The following is a 15,594-nucleotide window of genomic DNA, read 5'->3' as shown; positions in this document are numbered from 1 at the left end:
GGTCTGGCTCCCACTCCTACTTCGCCTTGACGACCGGATAGAGCCCCTGCGGGCGCCACATTAAAATCACAACCATCAGAGCGATGGTCGAAATGAGCGCAACTTTCGGCGCCAGGAAGGCCGTGTAATTGGCCAGAAGCCCGACAAGCAACGCACCGATGAAACAGCCTTCCACGGAACCAAGCCCGCCGATAATCACGACAATGAACACAAGCACCATGATCTCCGAGCCCATATGGGCCGTGATGGTCTCCTGATAGAGCCCCCACATCACCCCGCCGAGGCCCGCAAGTGCCGACCCGGTCATGAACACGATCAGGAACAGACGGCGGATGCGATAGCCGAGTGCTTCGACCATTTCACCGTTTTCAACACCGGCACGGACAAGCAATCCGACCTTGGTATTCTTCAGGATGTGGCGCATTGCCAGAAACAGTGCCAGCCCAATACCAACGGCAACAAGCCGGTATTTCTCTATCGCCGCCTCGCCGATCACCAGCGACCCCTGCAGGGCCTCGGGCCTGGAAATGTGCAGCTCGTCCGGCCCCCACACCACGTAAATCATCTGCTGGGCGACGATCAGCCCGCCCATTGTCACAAGGATCTGTTTCAGGTGTTCGCCATAAACGGGCATGACGATGACACGCTCGAATGCATATCCAAGCAGGCCGGTCACCAGCATGGCTGCAAGAATGGCGATCAGAACTGCGGCCAGGTTCAGCATGACGCTCGGAGAAGCAGTCCAGCCCGCCAGCCACGCCAGAACGGTGAAGCCGACAAAGGCACCGACCGCCACAAAAGCTCCATGACCGAAATTGATCACGTCCATCAGACCGAAAACAACTGTCAGTCCAGAAGCCATGATGAAAATCATCATGCCCATGGCAAGCCCTGCCACGGTCAGGGTCAGCCAGCTGGCCGGATTGCCAATCGCGGCCAACCCGGCAACCGCGAGCATCGGCACCAGGAAAACCGGAAGCTTCTGAAAAAACTGCTCCTTGAGCGGAACCTTCTCGATACGAGGTTTGATCGCTGTATCGCTCATTGATGCGCCTCCAGGCTTAGGCCCATCAGCTTTTCCTGCAAGACGGCATCGTTGGCGAGTTCTTGCATGGACCCTGAGTGAATGATCCGGCCGTCATCCATCACGGCGACGGTGTCGCCGATATTCGAGGCCATGGCGAAGTTCTGCTCCACCAGCAGGATGGTCGTGTCGGTTTCCTTCAGCTCACGCAAGGCATCGGTCATCGACTTGATGATCGCCGGCGCGAGCCCTTTCGTCGGCTCATCGATAAGGATCAGGCGTCGCGGCTCGATAATCGCCCGGGCAACAGACAACATCTGCTTCTGCCCGCCCGAAAGAGTTCCGGCAGATGCGTTCCAGAACGTACCGATTGGCGGAAACAGCTCCTTGATCCATTGAAGACGCCTGGCATCAAGCGGTCCGTTTGCAGCGGCAAGGATCATATTTTCCTCAACGCTCAGATCCGTGAAAATACCCATGTCTTCTGGAACGAAGGCAATGCCACGCCGGGATATTTCGGGTGTGTCCAGCCGGGTAATCACATGATCCTCGAACCGGACCTCTCCCTGGCTGGCGGTCCACAGCCCCATGATCGTTCGCAGCGTTGTCGTCTTTCCCGCACCGTTTCGGCCTAGCAGGACGGTCACCCCACCTTCCGGCACTTCCAGATCCACCCCCTGAAGGATGTGATAAGGGCCGATATACGTGTGAACGCCGGAAAGGGTAAGAAGCATATCTTTCATTACGCTGCCTCCGGCGCTTTGCCGAGGTAGGCTTCCTGGACAACCGGCAATGCGATGACCTCGGCCGGCTCGCCGTCTGCCACCAGGGCGCCGTTGTGCAGCACGATGATCCGGTCTGCAAGACTGCGGATAACATCCATCTTGTGTTCGACCAGCAGGATCGTCCGGTCCATGTCCGCTTTCAGCTTCTGGATCAGGTCCAGAATAACCGGCACCTCATCAACACTCATGCCTGCCGTCGGCTCGTCAAACATCAGAACCTGCGGACCGAGCGCAATCAGAAGGGCGACTTCCAGCTTGCGCTGGTCGCCATGGGGCAAGGCGGAGACGGTCTGATTTGCCTGATCGATCAATCTCACTTCCGCAAGCACATGATCGGCCCGCTCCAACAGTTCAATGTGACTTTCGGCAATCGAAAACAGATCAAAACCCTTGCGCGCCTTTGCCTGGACGACAAGGCGCACATTTTCCCGCACGCTGAGCGTCGGGAACAGGTTGGTCAACTGAAACGCCCTGCCGATGCCACGGTCGGTCCTTTCGGGAACCGACATTCTGGTAATGTCTTCGCCATTCAGCAGAACCTGCCCGTTGGTGGCTGGTAGTTGTCCCGATATCAGGTTGAAATACGTGGTTTTTCCGGCGCCGTTCGGCCCGACAATTGCCGTCAGCGTGCCTCGGTCGAAACTGCAGGTCACATGATCGACTGCCACGTGTCCTCCAAAACGGATGGTCAGGTCCCGGGTCTCGAGAATGGGATGTTCCTTGGCCACGGCAAAGGTTCCTGTCTGAGTGGAAATGGACAAGCGGAAGCTGGTCCGGCTGGTTTTTAGCATACCAGCCGGAAGAGGTGTCAGATCAATGGGGCCTGATTGGTTGGGGCCGCACATCACGGCCCTTGGTGGGCCGTGACGTCAGACCGAAGCCTTACTGGTTGCGAACCGGGATGTTCATGTCTTCGATTTTCAGTTCGCGCACCAGTTCCGGAATGCCCCATTCGACATTCGGGTCAACCCTGATCTTGAAGTGATACATGGGCTGCAGTGCCTGGTGATCTTCCGCGCGGAAAACCATCTTGCCCTTCGGCGTTTCAAATTCCATGCCTTCCATTGCGGTGATCAGGTCTTCGGTTTCCGTTGACCCTGCCTTGCGAATGGCGTCGACAATCGCGATCCCGGCGGACATTCCGCCAGCTGTGAAGAAGTCCGGTGGCGCATCGAAACGTTTCTGGTGTTCAGACACCAGCCAGTCATTCACCGGGTTCTTGGGGATCTCGTAGTAGTAATAGGTTGCCCCTTCCATGCCCGGAAGGTCCTTGTAAGCCTTCATGGCCGCCAGGATGTTGCCACCTGTCGCAATCTCGACCCCGAAGCGCTCTGGCTCCATTGCCTTGATCTTGCTGATCGGATTGCCGCCACCGGCCCAGATCACGAACAGGAACTTGCGGCCCGGTTCGTCTTTCAGAGCGTCGAAGATACGCTGTGCGTTGGCGGTGAAGTCCTTGGTGTCGGTCGGAGCATATTCTTCAAACACCAGCTTGGCACCAGTGCCTTCAAGCGCTTCCTTGAACGCGGCAACGCCATCACGGCCGAAGGCGTAATCCTGAGCAAGCGTAGCGATTGAAACACCTTCCTGACCAAGAGCGACCGCATTTGCTATCGCGTCCTGGGAAGAATTTCTCGACGTGCGGAATACGTAACGGTTCCAGTTGTCGCCTGTAATGGAATCAGCAACTGCGGGCTCGACGATCAGCAGCTTTTCGTATTCTTCGGCAACCGGCAGCATCGCCAGGGCCACGCCTGAAGAGACCGGACCAACCGCAATGTCGACTTCATCATCGCCATAGGCTTCCGCGAGGGCCGCCTTGCCGATGTCCGGCTTAAGCTGTGTGTCCTTTTCGATCACGACAAGCTTGCGGCCGTCGATTTCCATTGTTCCGTCAGTCGCATATTCCAGACCCATCATCAGGCCGGTGTGGGACTGCTTGGCATAGGCTTCAAACGGGCCGGTCTTGCCGTAGACATGAGCGATCTTGATATCTTCTGCCGAGGCACTTGAAGCACCCGCCGCCGCCAGGCTCAAACCGGCCAATAACGGCACGGCCCAACGGAAAACACGTTTGGTCATGAACTTTCCTCCCAATGAGCGCCAGGGCCGGCACAAAATACGGACTGCTCCCACAGACCATACCAGCCGATATCTGCCTCACGCTGATCCATATATGAAACCTGAATCAGTATTCATGTCAAGTGTCAGGACACTGTTTGCGCAACGCAGCAATGTCAGCGCGAATTCCGGACTGTCGATCATTGTCAGTTCGACTTTGCCTAGAATTGACGATCCGAGAGTGGCCAAACGGCGATGTAATTCCTCACCGTTTCTTTCAGTAATGTCCGCAAATCGTGTTGGGTCACAACGAACGCCTGGTCGAAGTCCAAGCTATGAGTTCTTTCTATTTTCGCTGACCTAAGTCCAAAGACTATCGTCAGCGCGGCGGATAGCTGCCACCACAAATTCTGCTCGTTCACGGGCTCCACGACTTTCACCGAGGCCCATATGCTCAGATTCCACTTCGATCAAATATGACACTACGTCTACGTCTGGCGTGCCCCTCCGAAGCTGGCCCGCCGCGTGGATCAGAAATGAGTCATACTCGTCTGCGAACGAGCGATTGCCTTCATCATCCCATTTCTCTCCGGCAGGCAACAACCCAATCGGATCCCAAAGTGTCCAGCCGATGTCTCGCAACCGCGAAAGCTTGATTTTTGGAGATGGATTGAGGGTTGGCATCTTCAATCTCCCAAAGAACTTAAGTCCATTTCCATCACCCACAGCCAATTTTGAGAAGTTAATAAATGCGCGAACTTCACAATTTGCACTGGAACCGTGCACTCAAAGGACCCTTCTAAACACCGGAGCTGCTGCCGCTTTATCTGCCCGTGCGATTGGCCATTGGATGTATCCTTCCAAGTACTTTGAAGCCGGACGACAAAATGGATGCAGGGAACCGTCCAGTTCCAGAGGATCTGCAACGATGTCACAAGTCGAATCCATCCTATCCCGAGGGGACGTAAAACGGTTTCGGTCTGCCGCGTCAAAGCGGTCAACAAGACTGCAGAGTCCACTTTTCGCGTTTTTCCCGGCAACTCGTCGACCTTGCTGCGTCAGCTCAATCTATTTTTGAGGGTGTGACCTGGTACGATTTAAAAGATGAACAAGAAGCGCGAGTGATGCGCGGTCAGGCCGACTGGATCTCGTTACATCCTGTCGCTCAGAAACTTCAACGCCGCAGCCTCAGCCTGTTGCCGCGCAATTTCGTCATACCCGAATGTCACGCCGAATGTAGGACTTTTGAGCGTGTTCTGGTATCCGGGCATGACGGTCTCAGCACCCCATTTGGGATCATCAAATCCCTGAAGAGCCGTCGGCAATTCAAGGACCTCAACATTTGGATCAGCTTCACCGAGGGAAGAGCAAAGCTCCGATTGGGTCCAATCGTTGTTGCCGGCATTCAGGATCAGAATCGGGTCGGCGAACGCGGCCGAAGCAACAGACTTGCAATTCGGATAGAACGACACGACCGCCTTGAAACCCTGCTGAAAGAACTGGCGCGAGCCATCCCTGAGGGCACTGCCGGTCGTTGAGCTTCTCGACCACCCGACCGCACCGATCCTGTCAGGATCAATCTTTGGGTGTTGTTTGAGGTAGAGCAGAGCGCCAAAGGCATCCATGACACGCTCTCCGCCCAGACCGCTGACGCCTTCTCCCAAGACATCTTCGCACGTTCCTGACACAGAGCGGGGAGCAAAGCTGTCGACTTGCAGCGTCGCATATCCGGCCAGAACAAAGGCCTCGGCCCAATTGTCCTGGAATTCCTGTATCCCCTGGCAGTCGTGAAGCAGCACCAGGGCCGGAAACGGCCCGGATCCATCTGGAATGCCCAACTTGCCCTCGATCGGGAAACCCGGCTCTTGCTTCAGCTCGATGCCCTTCGCCTTTGCCTGCCGGATCTTGAACTTGCTTGGCGGTGCCGTGGCACTTGGGAATGCGACCTTGGCACTCTCCTCAGCGCTAACCGGGCTTGCGTGTCCTGCAATCACCCCCAACATCACCAACAGCAGCAGAAAATAGCGCTGCCCTTCAATCATCGACATCTGCACGCCTCCCAACATCACAATGCCGGACATTCAATCACGGATTGCGCGCAGATGTCTTGATGATTTCCCTCTCGTTTTGGAGATGCTCGCCCCAGGCAAGAAAGGAAGCGGCATTATTCCCGAAAGCGATTGCCGGCAGATCACCGCAACCGCTGCTCGCTTTGCGGATCGAAGTAGAACGCCGAAGCAGGATCGAAGGAGACCGCAACAGACCCTTCCGAAATCGGCGCCTCTTCACCCTTGGTCTCAACGATGATCCGCTCGCCTGTCGGGCAAATGAGATAGGAATAGGCAACGCCACCGAGCTGTTCGCAAAGATCGACCCTGGCCCCTTCCGCACTTTCCGAGATGTTCAGGTGTTGCGGACGCAGGCCAACCAGCACTTTTTCACCCTTCGCCGGCAACGCAACAGAGGTCGGCACTTTGACATCGCCAAACGCAGGAACAATCACTGCGCCATCATCGGCAATCCCATTGACGAAGTTCATGCTCGGCGAGCCGATGAACCCGGCAACGAATTTGTTGTCCGGATCGGAATAGAGCTTCATCGGCGAGCCGACCTGCTCGATATTGCCGCCGCGCAACACAACGATCTTGTCGGCAAGGGTCATGGCCTCGACCTGATCGTGCGTCACGTAGATCATGGTCGCGCCGATATCCTTGTGCAGGCGGGCAATTTCCACGCGCATGTCGACACGTAGCTCGGCATCAAGGTTGGAAAGCGGTTCGTCGAACAGGAACACTTCCGGCCCTCGCACAATGGCCCGGCCGATGGCAACACGTTGCCGTTGACCGCCGGAAAGCGCCTTCGGCTTGCGCTTCAGATACGGATCAAGTTTCAAAATCCGGCTGGCTTCAGCGACTTTCTCGGAGATTTCAGCCTTCGGATGACCGTTCATCTTCAAGCCGAAACCCATGTTTTCCTCGACCGTCATATGCGGATAAAGCGCGTAGGTCTGGAAGACCATGGCCACACCGCGCTCGGCCGGATCGACATTGGTCACCTCCCGGCCACCGATCTGGATCTTGCCCGAGGTCGTTTCCTCCAACCCGGCGATCATCCTGAGCAAGGTGGATTTTCCGCAACCGGACGGACCGACGAACACACAGAATTCTCCGTGCTCAATCTGAAGGTCCACTCCATGTATCACTTCCACGTCGCCATATCTCTTGATGGCATTGGTCAGTGTGACGCCAGACATGAATTTCAATCTCCCTAGGAAAGGTTCAAGAGGGGAACTGCCAGTCTTCGACAGCCGCAGCAATCTTGGAGGCTGTCTCCAGAAGTGCCGGACGTGCTTCCAGCAATTCCTCCATGGTCTTCCGCGTTGTTGATGTTGTTACCGAGAGCGCGCCAATCGGCCGCCCTCTGGAAGAAAGGATCGGTGCGGCGATGCAGATGATCCCGGGCTCATGCTCTTCCCGGTCGAACGCAAAGCCGTCTTTTTTGATTTGCTCAAGATCCGCCCTGAGCTCCGCCTCGGTGGTCAGGGTTCCTGGCGTGTATCGGTAAAAGGACTGCTTCTTGATGATCTCGTCCAGCTCAGACGGTTCCTGAAACGCCATAAGCGCCTTGCCGACACCGGTGCAGTAGCCGGGGCCGATCTTTCCGGCCTGGGAATACATGTCGATCGGATTAACCGCATTCCTCTTGTCGACATAAAGCACCTGTCCGCCATCAAGCTGCGCCAGGTGCACTGTCTCTCCGACAATCTCCGACAGGGTCCTGACAAACGGGCGGGCAATCGGCGCAATTGAGCTCTGCCGCCATGCCGCGTGGGCCAGCCGAACCAGTCGAATGCCAAGCGAATAGGTCTGCTGGTGCTCGTCATAGGCCAGCATCCCCTGGCTCACCAGGGTCTGCAGCAATCTGTAGAGCGTTGCCTTGGGGTGAACGCTGTCAGACAGAAGCTCGGAAAACCGGACCGGCCGTCCTACCGCCGCCACCTTATCGAGCACATCCAGCGCCTTTCCGACGGTGCCATCGCCCGTGGCCTGCTTGTTCATCATTTCCTCCATCCGCCCGTTTCTTTGCGCCGGGCCTGTTGACAACCTAACCCTATCGCCGCAAAGTATCAATATACAAAACCAAGTTTCACATAATGGAACCACAAGGGAGGACAACCATGCGTTCCATACTAAAAACGTCCGCTGCGGCGTTTACGATCTTGGCTGCGACCACGGCCGGGGTTTCTGCTGAGGGGCTGAAGGGAGATCTCAAGATTTTCCTCGACACCTCGAACCCGGCGCCGCGCGCGACCATGGAACAGGCGATCGAAGGCTTTCAAAAGCAACATCCGGATCTCAACATCGAAACAACGGTGATCGACCGGGAAGCCTACAAGACCCAGATCCGTAACTTCCTGACCGCCAACGCGCCGGACGTTGCCACCTGGTATGCCGCGAACCGCATGCGTCCTTACGTGGAAGCAGGTCTGTTTGAAGATGTTTCCGATCTTTGGGCCGAACCGGCGATTGCCAACAATCTGGCATCCACAAAAGGCGCAATGACGATTGACGGCAAGCAGTGGGGCGTGCCCTACACCTACTATCAATGGGGTGTCTATTACCGCAAAGACATCTTTGATGAGCTGGGCCTGACCGAACCGACAACCTGGGAAGAAGAAAAGGCCAACTGCCAGAAGATCGTTGATGCCGGCAAGAAGTGCTACACCATCGGCACCAAGTTCCTTTGGACGGCCGGTGGCTGGTTTGACTATGTCAACATGCGCACCAATGGCTTCGACTTCCACATGCAGCTGCTTACCGGCGAGGCGTCCTGGCAGTCTGACGAAGTCAAGAAAACCTTCGCCAACTGGCGTGAGCTCATCGACATGGGCGCGTTCATCGACAACCACCAGACCTACAGCTGGCAGGAAGCCCTGCCGTTCATGGTCAAGGGCGATGCCGCCGCTTACCTGATGGGCAACTTCGCGGTTGCACCGCTACGTGACGCCGGCCTGACCGATGATCAGCTCGACTTCTACCAGTTCGTGGAAATCACGCCGGGCATCGAAAAGGCTGAAGATGCTCCGACCGACACCTTCCACATTCCGGCGAACGCCCAGAACAAGGAAGCGGCACGCGAGTTCCTGCGTTACGTGGTGTCTCCGGACGTCCAGACCTGGATCAACGACGGCAGCCATCTTGGCCAGCTGCCGGTGAATTCCGAGTCCACCGTGGACGACGACAAGTTCCTGAAGCAGGGCTTTGTCATGCTGTCCAGCAACTCTCCGGGCGGCGTTGCCCAGTTCTTTGACCGCGATGCACCGGCTGAGATGGCGAAGGTCGCCATGGAAGGCCTGCAGGAATTCATGGTCAAGCCGGACAACCTGGACAAGATCCTGGCTCGCCTGGATCGCGCTCGTGAGCGTATCTACAAGTAAATTCCGCTTGCCGGAATTCGGACAGGGTGCGGCAGCACCCTGTCCCGTTTAACCGTTCTGCCGTCGACTCAAGAAGAGTTCCGAAAATGGCCCAAGCGACCGTCGCCGAAACCCGCCAGAGTTCCTGGTGGCACAAGAACCAGCAGCAGCTGACGCCTTGGCTGTTCCTGGCTCCGGGAATCCTGTTCTTCCTGTTTTATGTGATCTTTCCGATCTTCCAGTCGTTCAATCTGTCGCTCTATCAATGGGACGGATTGGGCAAGGCAGAATATGTCGGACTCTACAATTACGAAGAACTCTATTGGGACGATGCATTCTACATTTCGTTGAAAAACAACGTCCTCTGGCTGCTTTTGTATCTGGCAGCCATTCCGGCCGGGTTGTTCATCGCGCTATTTCTCAATCAGACCGTCACCGGCATTCGACTCTATAAGTCTCTGTTTTTCTTCCCGTTTGTCATTTCACAGGTGGTCGTTGGCCTGGTGTTCACCTGGTTCTACGATCCGACCTTTGGCATTCTCAATGTTCTTCTGGGCGCGGTCGGTCTGCCGCCAATGAACGTGCTTGGCGACGAAAACTGGGTCACCGTGGGCATCATCGTTGCCGGCCTCTGGCCGCAGACCGCCTATTGCATGATCCTTTATCTCACCGGCCTTAACGCAGTCGATCCGGAACAGATCGAAGCCGGGCGTCTGGACGGCGCCAAAAGCTGGCGAATGCTCTGGTACATCATCGTTCCACAACTGCGCCCGGCGACATTCATCGCCTTTGTGGTGACCATCATCGGCGCCCTGAGATCTTTCGACCTCATCTCGGTCATGACCAATGGCGGCCCTTTCGGTTCCAGCCGCGTACTCAGCTTTTACATGTTTGAGGTCGCGCTGTCCGAATACGGCTTCCGCATGGGCTACGGCGCTTCGATTGCCGTGGTGCTGTTCCTGATCATGTTGGCCTTCATCGCCTACTTCCTCTGGTCGATGTACAAAGAAGAGAAGGCGCGCTGATATGTTTCCGACACCGATCGAACGCACGTCCCGCTCCTGGCAGCTTACCTATCAAAGTCTCTTGCCGCTTGCGTTGTTTCTCTGGCTGCTGCCGCTGATCGCAGTCGCGATCTTCTCGGTCAAACCCGACGCCGATTTTGTAAATGCCAACTACTGGGGCTGGCCTTCCTCATTTGAGGGCTTCACCAATTACGCGCTGGTCTTCACCGGCTCGGACATGCCGCAATATCTCCTGAATTCATTCAAGATCACCATTCCGACGGTGATCGGAGCGGTAGCCCTGTCCTGCATGACCGGCTTTGCGCTCGGCATTTACAAGTTCAAGTCGAACATCTGGATCTTCTTCATGTTCGTGGCCGGTAACTTCGTACCGTTCCAGATCCTGATGGTCCCCGTGCGCGACCTGACCCTTCAGATGGGCCTTTACAACACCATCACCGGGCTGGTTCTGTTTCATATCGCCTTCCAGACCGGCTTCTGCACGCTTTTCATGCGCAACTTCATTCGCGCCCTGCCCTTCGAGTTGATCGAGGCAGCACGGGTGGAGGGGGTATCTGAGTGGCGAATTTTCTGGTTCGTGGTGCTCCCGCTTATGAAACCGGCCATCGCGGCGTTGGCCGTTCTGATCTTTACCTTCATCTGGAACGACTATTTCTGGGCCGTTGTCCTGACCCAGGGCGTTGAAAGTCAACCGGTCACGGCAGGCATCACCTCATTCAATGCGCAGTACCGCGCCGCCTATCACCTGATGAGCGCCGGTTCCATCGTTGCGGCGCTACCGCCGGTCGCCATGTTCTTCCTGATGCAAAAGCATTTCATTGCCGGTCTCACGCTTGGGGCCGTGAAATGATCAAGACCTGGCATCTTGGCGATAGCCGGCAAAGCATGGTTCTTGCCAGCTTTGACGGTCGCCTGCCGGAAGTTGTGTATTGGGGACCAGCTTTGCCGGAAGGCGAAGCCCATCAGGCAATTGCGGCAGCCTCTATTGCAGATGTCAGCGGTGGCATGGTCGACAGGAATGCTGCAGTCAGCCTCAGCCCCGAAGCCTCCCAGACCTTTCCCGGACATTGCGGATTGTCTGTCCGGGACAAGAACGGAACGCAGCTGGCGCCGGACTCCCGCTTCCGAAGCGAGGCTGTATCCGAGCATGGCGTGACACTGGTCTTTGCCGACGATGCTCTTGGCCTGACCTTGACTTTCAACCTTGCCCTTGATGCGAAAAGCTCACTGTTCAAGCTGCGATCGAGCCTGGAGAGTGCGGACGAGATCATCGTTGATTGGCTTGCCGCACCGGTTCTGCCCGTTCCGGCGCATACCGGTGAAATGATTGAATTCTCAGGACGCTGGTGCGCCGAATTCCTGACCCGCCGCATCCCGTTCGCACCCGGCGCCAGGGTGCGGGACAACAGGACAGGGCGCACGGATCATGCGCATTTTCCAGGCCTGATTGTCTGCTCGCCAGGCACCAGAAACACCAGTGGCGAAGCATATGCTTTCCACTATGGATGGTCTGGCGGTCACAAGATGGTGGCGGAGGAGTTGCAGGACGGCCGCAGGCACGTCCAGTTCGGCCACGCTTCGGGCAGTTTGCCGGTAGGCCGTACCTTTCACTCCGCACCCCTCTATGTCACCTATTCCGGTTCGGGACTGAACGGCGCGGCAACCCGGTTTCAGAAACATGCGCGGAACCTGGTGGCGGAAGGTGCCCGTTCTCCACGACCGGTTCACTACAATTGCTGGGAAGCGGTCTATTTCGACCACGAGCTCGACGAACTCAGATCCATCGCCTCCCAAGCGGCGGACCTCGGTGCCGAGCGGTTTGTGCTGGACGATGGATGGTTCGGCCGACGGGACGACGACACAACGTCTCTTGGAGACTGGGTGATCGATCGTCGAAAGTACCCCGACGGCCTCACGCCATTGATCGAACATGTCAAAGCGCTCGGCATGGAGTTCGGTATCTGGTTCGAGCCGGAAATGATCAACGAGGACAGCGACCTCTACCGCTCCCACCCCGATTGGGTATTGGGTCCGGCAGACCAGATCAGAGGCCGTCAGCAGCTGGTCCTCGACATGTCCAGGCAAGATGTCCGCTCCTATCTCTACGAACACATCGCCAGCGTTTTGAAGCATCATGACGTGGGCTACATCAAATGGGATCACAACCGGGTTTTGCCGGTCGTCGACGCCTCACAGGCGGAGGGCACTTACGCCCTGATCGATCGACTGCGGGCTGATTTTCCCCAGGTTGAGATCGAAAGCTGCGCCTCCGGTGGCGGACGGATTGATTTCGGCATTCTGGAGAGAACACAACGTGTCTGGCTTTCGGACAGCAACGACGCACTTGAGCGCCAACGCATTCAGCATGACGCGGCTTTGTTCTTGCCGGCTTCCGTGACCGGCTCGCATGTCGGCCCGCGCAAGTGCCACACGTCGGGCCGCGTTCTCGATATCAAGCTCCGCTCGTGGACAGCAGCCCAGCGCCATATGGGCTTTGAAATGGATCCGCGCGAGCTGACGGAACAGGAAGCCGCTACCCTGCGCATGGTGACCGGCTGGTGGAAGGCCAACAGGGACTGGATGATGCAGGCGGATATTCTGCGTCTGGACAGTTCCGACCCTGCAATCATCGCAGAACAGCAGCTTGCGGCAGACGGAAGCCGCTTCGTTGCGTTCGCCGCCCAAATGCGGCCTTCGGATCAGATCCTTCCCTATCCGTTGCAGCTGACGGGTCTGGACCCGAATGCGGTGTACAAGATAAACTTGATCAATCAAGACGAAGCTCCGGCCCTGTCCCGTGGAGCCCCTCTCCTGAAAGAACACGACCTGGAAGTCAGCGGACAATATCTCATGTCCCATGGCCTCATTCTGCCCTGGCGCTTCCCGGAAACAATCTGGGTTCTGGAAGGCCGGCGGCTTTGAGCGTAAACCGCTCGTCTCAAGCACAATACGGCTCAGACCGTGAAAACAACAAAGGGAGCGTTTCATGCACGCGAATTATCCGGATCTCAAAGGTGCCTCGGTGTTCATTACCGGCGGCGGCTCTGGAATCGGCGCAGCCTTGACCAGCGGTTTTCTGGCACAAGGCGCACGGGTTGCCTTTGTTCAACGTTCCGACGCGTCCGAATTCTGCGACGAACAGGAAAGCCTGCACGGCAACCGCCCGCTGTTTCTGCCATGCGATATCACCGACATGTCCGCCCTGAAGGGGGCGATGGACAAGGCCGCGGAAGCACATGGCCCGATCACGGCTCTGGTGAACAACGCGGCCAATGACAAGCGGCATTCCACCGAGGAAGTCGATGAGGAATTCTGGGACTGGTCGCAGTCCATCAACCTCAAGGCCTACTTCTTTGCCTGCCAGCACGTGATCCCCGGCATGCGGGCCGCGGGTGGCGGCTCCATCGTCAATTTCACGTCGATTTCATACATGATGGGCAACGCGGGATATGTGTCCTACACAACCGCGAATTCCGGCATCAATGGCATGACCCGCAGCCTCGCCCGCGAGTTCGGACCGGAAAACATCCGCGTCAATGCAATTGCGCCGGGCTGGGTCCTGACACAGAAGCAGAAGGACATGTGGGTGACACCTGAAGCGCTCCAGGCGCATCTGGATCGCCAGTGTCTGAAATTCGAACTTGCTCCCGAAGACATGGTCGATCCGGTCCTGTTCCTTTCGTCCAAGACCAGCAGGGCAATGACCGGTCAGTCCCTCGTCGTGGATGGTGGCGTAGTGGTGACGGGATGACATCGCAGTCAAACATCGACTGGATCGCAGCGGATTGGGGCACCACCAACCTGCGCATCTGGGCACTCGATTCAGCAGGAAACACGATTGAGCACCGCAATTCGGACAAGGGCATGGGCAAACTTGCCAGGTCCGGGTTTGAACCCGCCCTGATCGAACTGACGGATGATCTTCTTGAGGCCGGTCGCAAGACGCCCGTCATCGTTTGCGGGATGGCTGGGTCACGGCAAGGCTGGGCCGAGGCACCTTACAAATCTGTTCCCTGCCCGCCCCCATCGCTGACCGATGCGACGATCGTCACATCGAACGACCCCAGGCTGGACGTGCGCATTCTGCCTGGCATCAAGCAATTGAGCCCGGCTGATGTCATGCGTGGTGAGGAAACCCAGATTGCCGGATTTCTGGCGGACAATGAAGGCTTCAGCGGAACCTTGTGCCTGCCCGGCACACACACCAAGTGGGTAGCCCTCGACAATGGCATCGTCACCCGCTTCAAAACCTTCATGACGGGTGAAACGTTCGCTCTGCTGTCGTCTCAATCCGTCTTGCGGCACGGACTGTCGGAAAAGGAACTCGACGGGGCGGCATTCGCCAGCGCCGTTGCAGAGATCTTCGAAAACCCGCAATCGCTGGCAGCAGGCCTGTTTGGAATTCGTGCGGCCGGTCTGGTTGCCGACCTGTCTCCGGAGGCAGCCAGAGGACGTTTGTCTGGTCTCCTGATCGGCTCGGAACTTGCCGCGGCCCGAGATGATTTTGATCTGTCGGAGGTCAAACTACTAGGCAGTGACAGCATTGCTGGCGCCTATGGCTCTGCGCTCATGACACTCGGCCACAAGGTCGTCACTCTCGATGCTGAGACCATAACGCTCAAAGGTCTCAAGCTCGCTTACTCAACATTTACCAAGGTATCTTCATGAGCCGAAATCTGATCGCCATTCTGCGGGGCCTCTCGCCCGATGAAGCACTTCCGGTTACTGACTGCCTGGTTGCAGCCGGCATCACCCGGATCGAAGTTCCGCTGAATTCTCCTGAGCCTTACAAAAGCATCGAGGCCATGGCAAAGACCTTTGCCGGACAAGCGCAAATTGGCGCCGGTACTGTTCTGGAGCCGGACCAGGTGTCAAAGGTGAAGGCCGTTGGCGGCACGCTCATCGTTTCCCCTGATTGCAATCCGGAGGTCATCAGAACCACCAAGGCAGAAGGGATGTCGTCCTTCCCGGGCGTCATGACCCCTACGGAGAGTTTCACGGCCCTGCGCAACGGTGCGGATGGCCTTAAGTTTTTCCCCGCCTCCCTCATCGGCCCGGACGGACTGAAAGCCATGCTCGCAGTGCTGCCGAAGGGAACAGCGACTTATGCCGTGGGCGGAGCAGGACCCGAGAATTTTGGAGACTGGATCAAGGTAGGTGCTGCCGGTTTCGGTATCGGCACGGCTCTCTACAAGCCGGGCTTCTCGGTTGCTGACATCAAGGATCGGGCTGAGAAGATCGTCACGGCCTATGATGCCGCGGTTGCAGCCAACGGATAACAGT

General features: G+C 57.1%; 15 protein-coding genes. 7 read left to right on the top strand and 8 right to left on the bottom strand.

Annotated elements, in window-relative coordinates; all coding sequences use genetic code 11:
* Nucleotides 1-16 precede the first annotated feature (16 nt).
* The 8 genes from ABLO27_RS21620 to ABLO27_RS21585 form a co-directional block, all read right to left on the bottom strand.
* The gene (locus tag ABLO27_RS21620; RefSeq protein ID WP_353035621.1) at nucleotides 17-1,045 is read right to left on the bottom strand and encodes a branched-chain amino acid ABC transporter permease; all 1,029 of its coding nucleotides are present in this window, start codon (nucleotides 1,043-1,045) and stop codon (nucleotides 17-19) included.
* On the bottom strand, nucleotides 1,042-1,767 hold the full coding sequence (locus ABLO27_RS21615) for an ABC transporter ATP-binding protein (RefSeq protein ID WP_353035619.1): 726 nt from the start codon (nucleotides 1,765-1,767) through the stop codon (nucleotides 1,042-1,044). The genes ABLO27_RS21620 and ABLO27_RS21615 overlap by 4 nt, the downstream gene beginning before the upstream one ends.
* Entirely contained in the window at nucleotides 1,767-2,537 is a 771-nt protein-coding gene (locus ABLO27_RS21610; RefSeq protein ID WP_353036057.1) for an ABC transporter ATP-binding protein, read from the bottom strand. Before ABLO27_RS21610 ends, ABLO27_RS21615 begins: the two co-directional genes overlap by 1 nt.
* Nucleotides 2,538-2,691: 154 nt before the next feature.
* Nucleotides 2,692-3,891 (bottom strand): substrate-binding domain-containing protein, encoded by a 1,200-nt coding sequence (locus ABLO27_RS21605; protein ID WP_353035617.1) that lies wholly within the window; start codon nucleotides 3,889-3,891, stop codon nucleotides 2,692-2,694.
* Nucleotides 3,892-4,230: 339 nt separating this feature from the next.
* Nucleotides 4,231-4,554, bottom strand: a complete 324-nt coding sequence (locus tag ABLO27_RS21600) for a hypothetical protein (RefSeq protein WP_353035615.1) — start codon at nucleotides 4,552-4,554, stop codon at nucleotides 4,231-4,233.
* Nucleotides 4,555-5,021: 467 nt separating this feature from the next.
* Nucleotides 5,022-5,918, bottom strand: a complete 897-nt coding sequence (locus tag ABLO27_RS21595; RefSeq protein WP_353035613.1) for a dienelactone hydrolase family protein — start codon at nucleotides 5,916-5,918, stop codon at nucleotides 5,022-5,024.
* 143 nt (nucleotides 5,919-6,061) lie between these two features.
* Complete coding sequence (locus ABLO27_RS21590; protein WP_353035611.1) at nucleotides 6,062-7,123, bottom strand: ABC transporter ATP-binding protein; 1,062 nt, start codon at nucleotides 7,121-7,123, stop codon at nucleotides 6,062-6,064.
* Nucleotides 7,124-7,148: 25 nt separating this feature from the next.
* On the bottom strand, nucleotides 7,149-7,928 hold the full coding sequence (locus ABLO27_RS21585) for an IclR family transcriptional regulator (protein ID WP_353035609.1): 780 nt from the start codon (nucleotides 7,926-7,928) through the stop codon (nucleotides 7,149-7,151).
* 119 nt (nucleotides 7,929-8,047) lie between these two features.
* Between ABLO27_RS21585 and ABLO27_RS21580 the strand changes: the two genes are divergently transcribed.
* From ABLO27_RS21580 to ABLO27_RS21550, 7 genes are all read left to right on the top strand, one after another.
* Nucleotides 8,048-9,307, top strand: coding sequence for an ABC transporter substrate-binding protein (locus ABLO27_RS21580; RefSeq protein ID WP_353035607.1), 1,260 nt, complete (start codon nucleotides 8,048-8,050; stop codon nucleotides 9,305-9,307).
* An 86-nt stretch (nucleotides 9,308-9,393) separates the two neighbouring features.
* Nucleotides 9,394-10,311: a carbohydrate ABC transporter permease gene (locus ABLO27_RS21575; protein WP_353035605.1), complete on the top strand. Its 918-nt coding sequence runs from the start codon at nucleotides 9,394-9,396 to the stop codon at nucleotides 10,309-10,311.
* A gap of 1 nt (nucleotide 10,312) precedes the next feature.
* A complete protein-coding gene (locus ABLO27_RS21570) occupies nucleotides 10,313-11,161 on the top strand; it encodes a carbohydrate ABC transporter permease (RefSeq protein WP_353035603.1) in 849 nt (282 codons plus the stop codon).
* Nucleotides 11,158-13,233 carry an alpha-galactosidase gene (locus tag ABLO27_RS21565; RefSeq protein ID WP_353035601.1) on the top strand — a complete coding sequence of 692 codons (2,076 nt, stop codon included), beginning with the start codon at nucleotides 11,158-11,160 and terminating at the stop codon, nucleotides 13,231-13,233. The genes ABLO27_RS21570 and ABLO27_RS21565 overlap by 4 nt, the downstream gene beginning before the upstream one ends.
* A 64-nt stretch (nucleotides 13,234-13,297) precedes the next feature.
* Nucleotides 13,298-14,062 (top strand): SDR family NAD(P)-dependent oxidoreductase, encoded by a 765-nt coding sequence (locus ABLO27_RS21560; protein ID WP_353035599.1) that lies wholly within the window; start codon nucleotides 13,298-13,300, stop codon nucleotides 14,060-14,062.
* Nucleotides 14,059-14,979, top strand: a complete 921-nt coding sequence (locus ABLO27_RS21555; protein WP_353035597.1) for a 2-dehydro-3-deoxygalactonokinase — start codon at nucleotides 14,059-14,061, stop codon at nucleotides 14,977-14,979. Before ABLO27_RS21560 ends, ABLO27_RS21555 begins: the two co-directional genes overlap by 4 nt.
* Nucleotides 14,976-15,590, top strand: a complete 615-nt coding sequence (locus tag ABLO27_RS21550; protein WP_353035595.1) for a 2-dehydro-3-deoxy-6-phosphogalactonate aldolase — start codon at nucleotides 14,976-14,978, stop codon at nucleotides 15,588-15,590. Before ABLO27_RS21555 ends, ABLO27_RS21550 begins: the two co-directional genes overlap by 4 nt.
* Nucleotides 15,591-15,594: the final 4 nt, after the last annotated feature.

The organism is Roseibium sp. SCP15, assembly GCF_040329435.1.
Lineage (GTDB): Bacteria > Pseudomonadota > Alphaproteobacteria > Rhizobiales > Stappiaceae > Roseibium.
The sequence above is the reverse complement of the archived record's forward strand: the minus strand, read 5'-3'. Positions and strand labels throughout refer to the sequence as shown.

Coding starts and splice junctions, on each gene's coding strand:
- ABLO27_RS21615 (WP_353035619.1), bottom strand. CDS start 1,767: ATGAAAGATATGCTTCTTACCCTTTCCGGCGTTCACACGTATATCGGC.
- ABLO27_RS21620 (WP_353035621.1), bottom strand. CDS start 1,045: ATGAGCGATACAGCGATCAAACCTCGTATCGAGAAGGTTCCGCTCAAG.
- ABLO27_RS21570 (WP_353035603.1), top strand. CDS start 10,313: ATGTTTCCGACACCGATCGAACGCACGTCCCGCTCCTGGCAGCTTACC.
- ABLO27_RS21550 (WP_353035595.1), top strand. CDS start 14,976: ATGAGCCGAAATCTGATCGCCATTCTGCGGGGCCTCTCGCCCGATGAA.
- ABLO27_RS21580 (WP_353035607.1), top strand. CDS start 8,048: ATGCGTTCCATACTAAAAACGTCCGCTGCGGCGTTTACGATCTTGGCT.
- ABLO27_RS21585 (WP_353035609.1), bottom strand. CDS start 7,928: ATGAACAAGCAGGCCACGGGCGATGGCACCGTCGGAAAGGCGCTGGAT.
- ABLO27_RS21555 (WP_353035597.1), top strand. CDS start 14,059: ATGACATCGCAGTCAAACATCGACTGGATCGCAGCGGATTGGGGCACC.
- ABLO27_RS21560 (WP_353035599.1), top strand. CDS start 13,298: ATGCACGCGAATTATCCGGATCTCAAAGGTGCCTCGGTGTTCATTACC.
- ABLO27_RS21590 (WP_353035611.1), bottom strand. CDS start 7,123: ATGTCTGGCGTCACACTGACCAATGCCATCAAGAGATATGGCGACGTG.
- ABLO27_RS21600 (WP_353035615.1), bottom strand. CDS start 4,554: ATGCCAACCCTCAATCCATCTCCAAAAATCAAGCTTTCGCGGTTGCGA.
- ABLO27_RS21565 (WP_353035601.1), top strand. CDS start 11,158: ATGATCAAGACCTGGCATCTTGGCGATAGCCGGCAAAGCATGGTTCTT.
- ABLO27_RS21575 (WP_353035605.1), top strand. CDS start 9,394: ATGGCCCAAGCGACCGTCGCCGAAACCCGCCAGAGTTCCTGGTGGCAC.
- ABLO27_RS21605 (WP_353035617.1), bottom strand. CDS start 3,891: ATGACCAAACGTGTTTTCCGTTGGGCCGTGCCGTTATTGGCCGGTTTG.
- ABLO27_RS21595 (WP_353035613.1), bottom strand. CDS start 5,918: ATGTCGATGATTGAAGGGCAGCGCTATTTTCTGCTGCTGTTGGTGATG.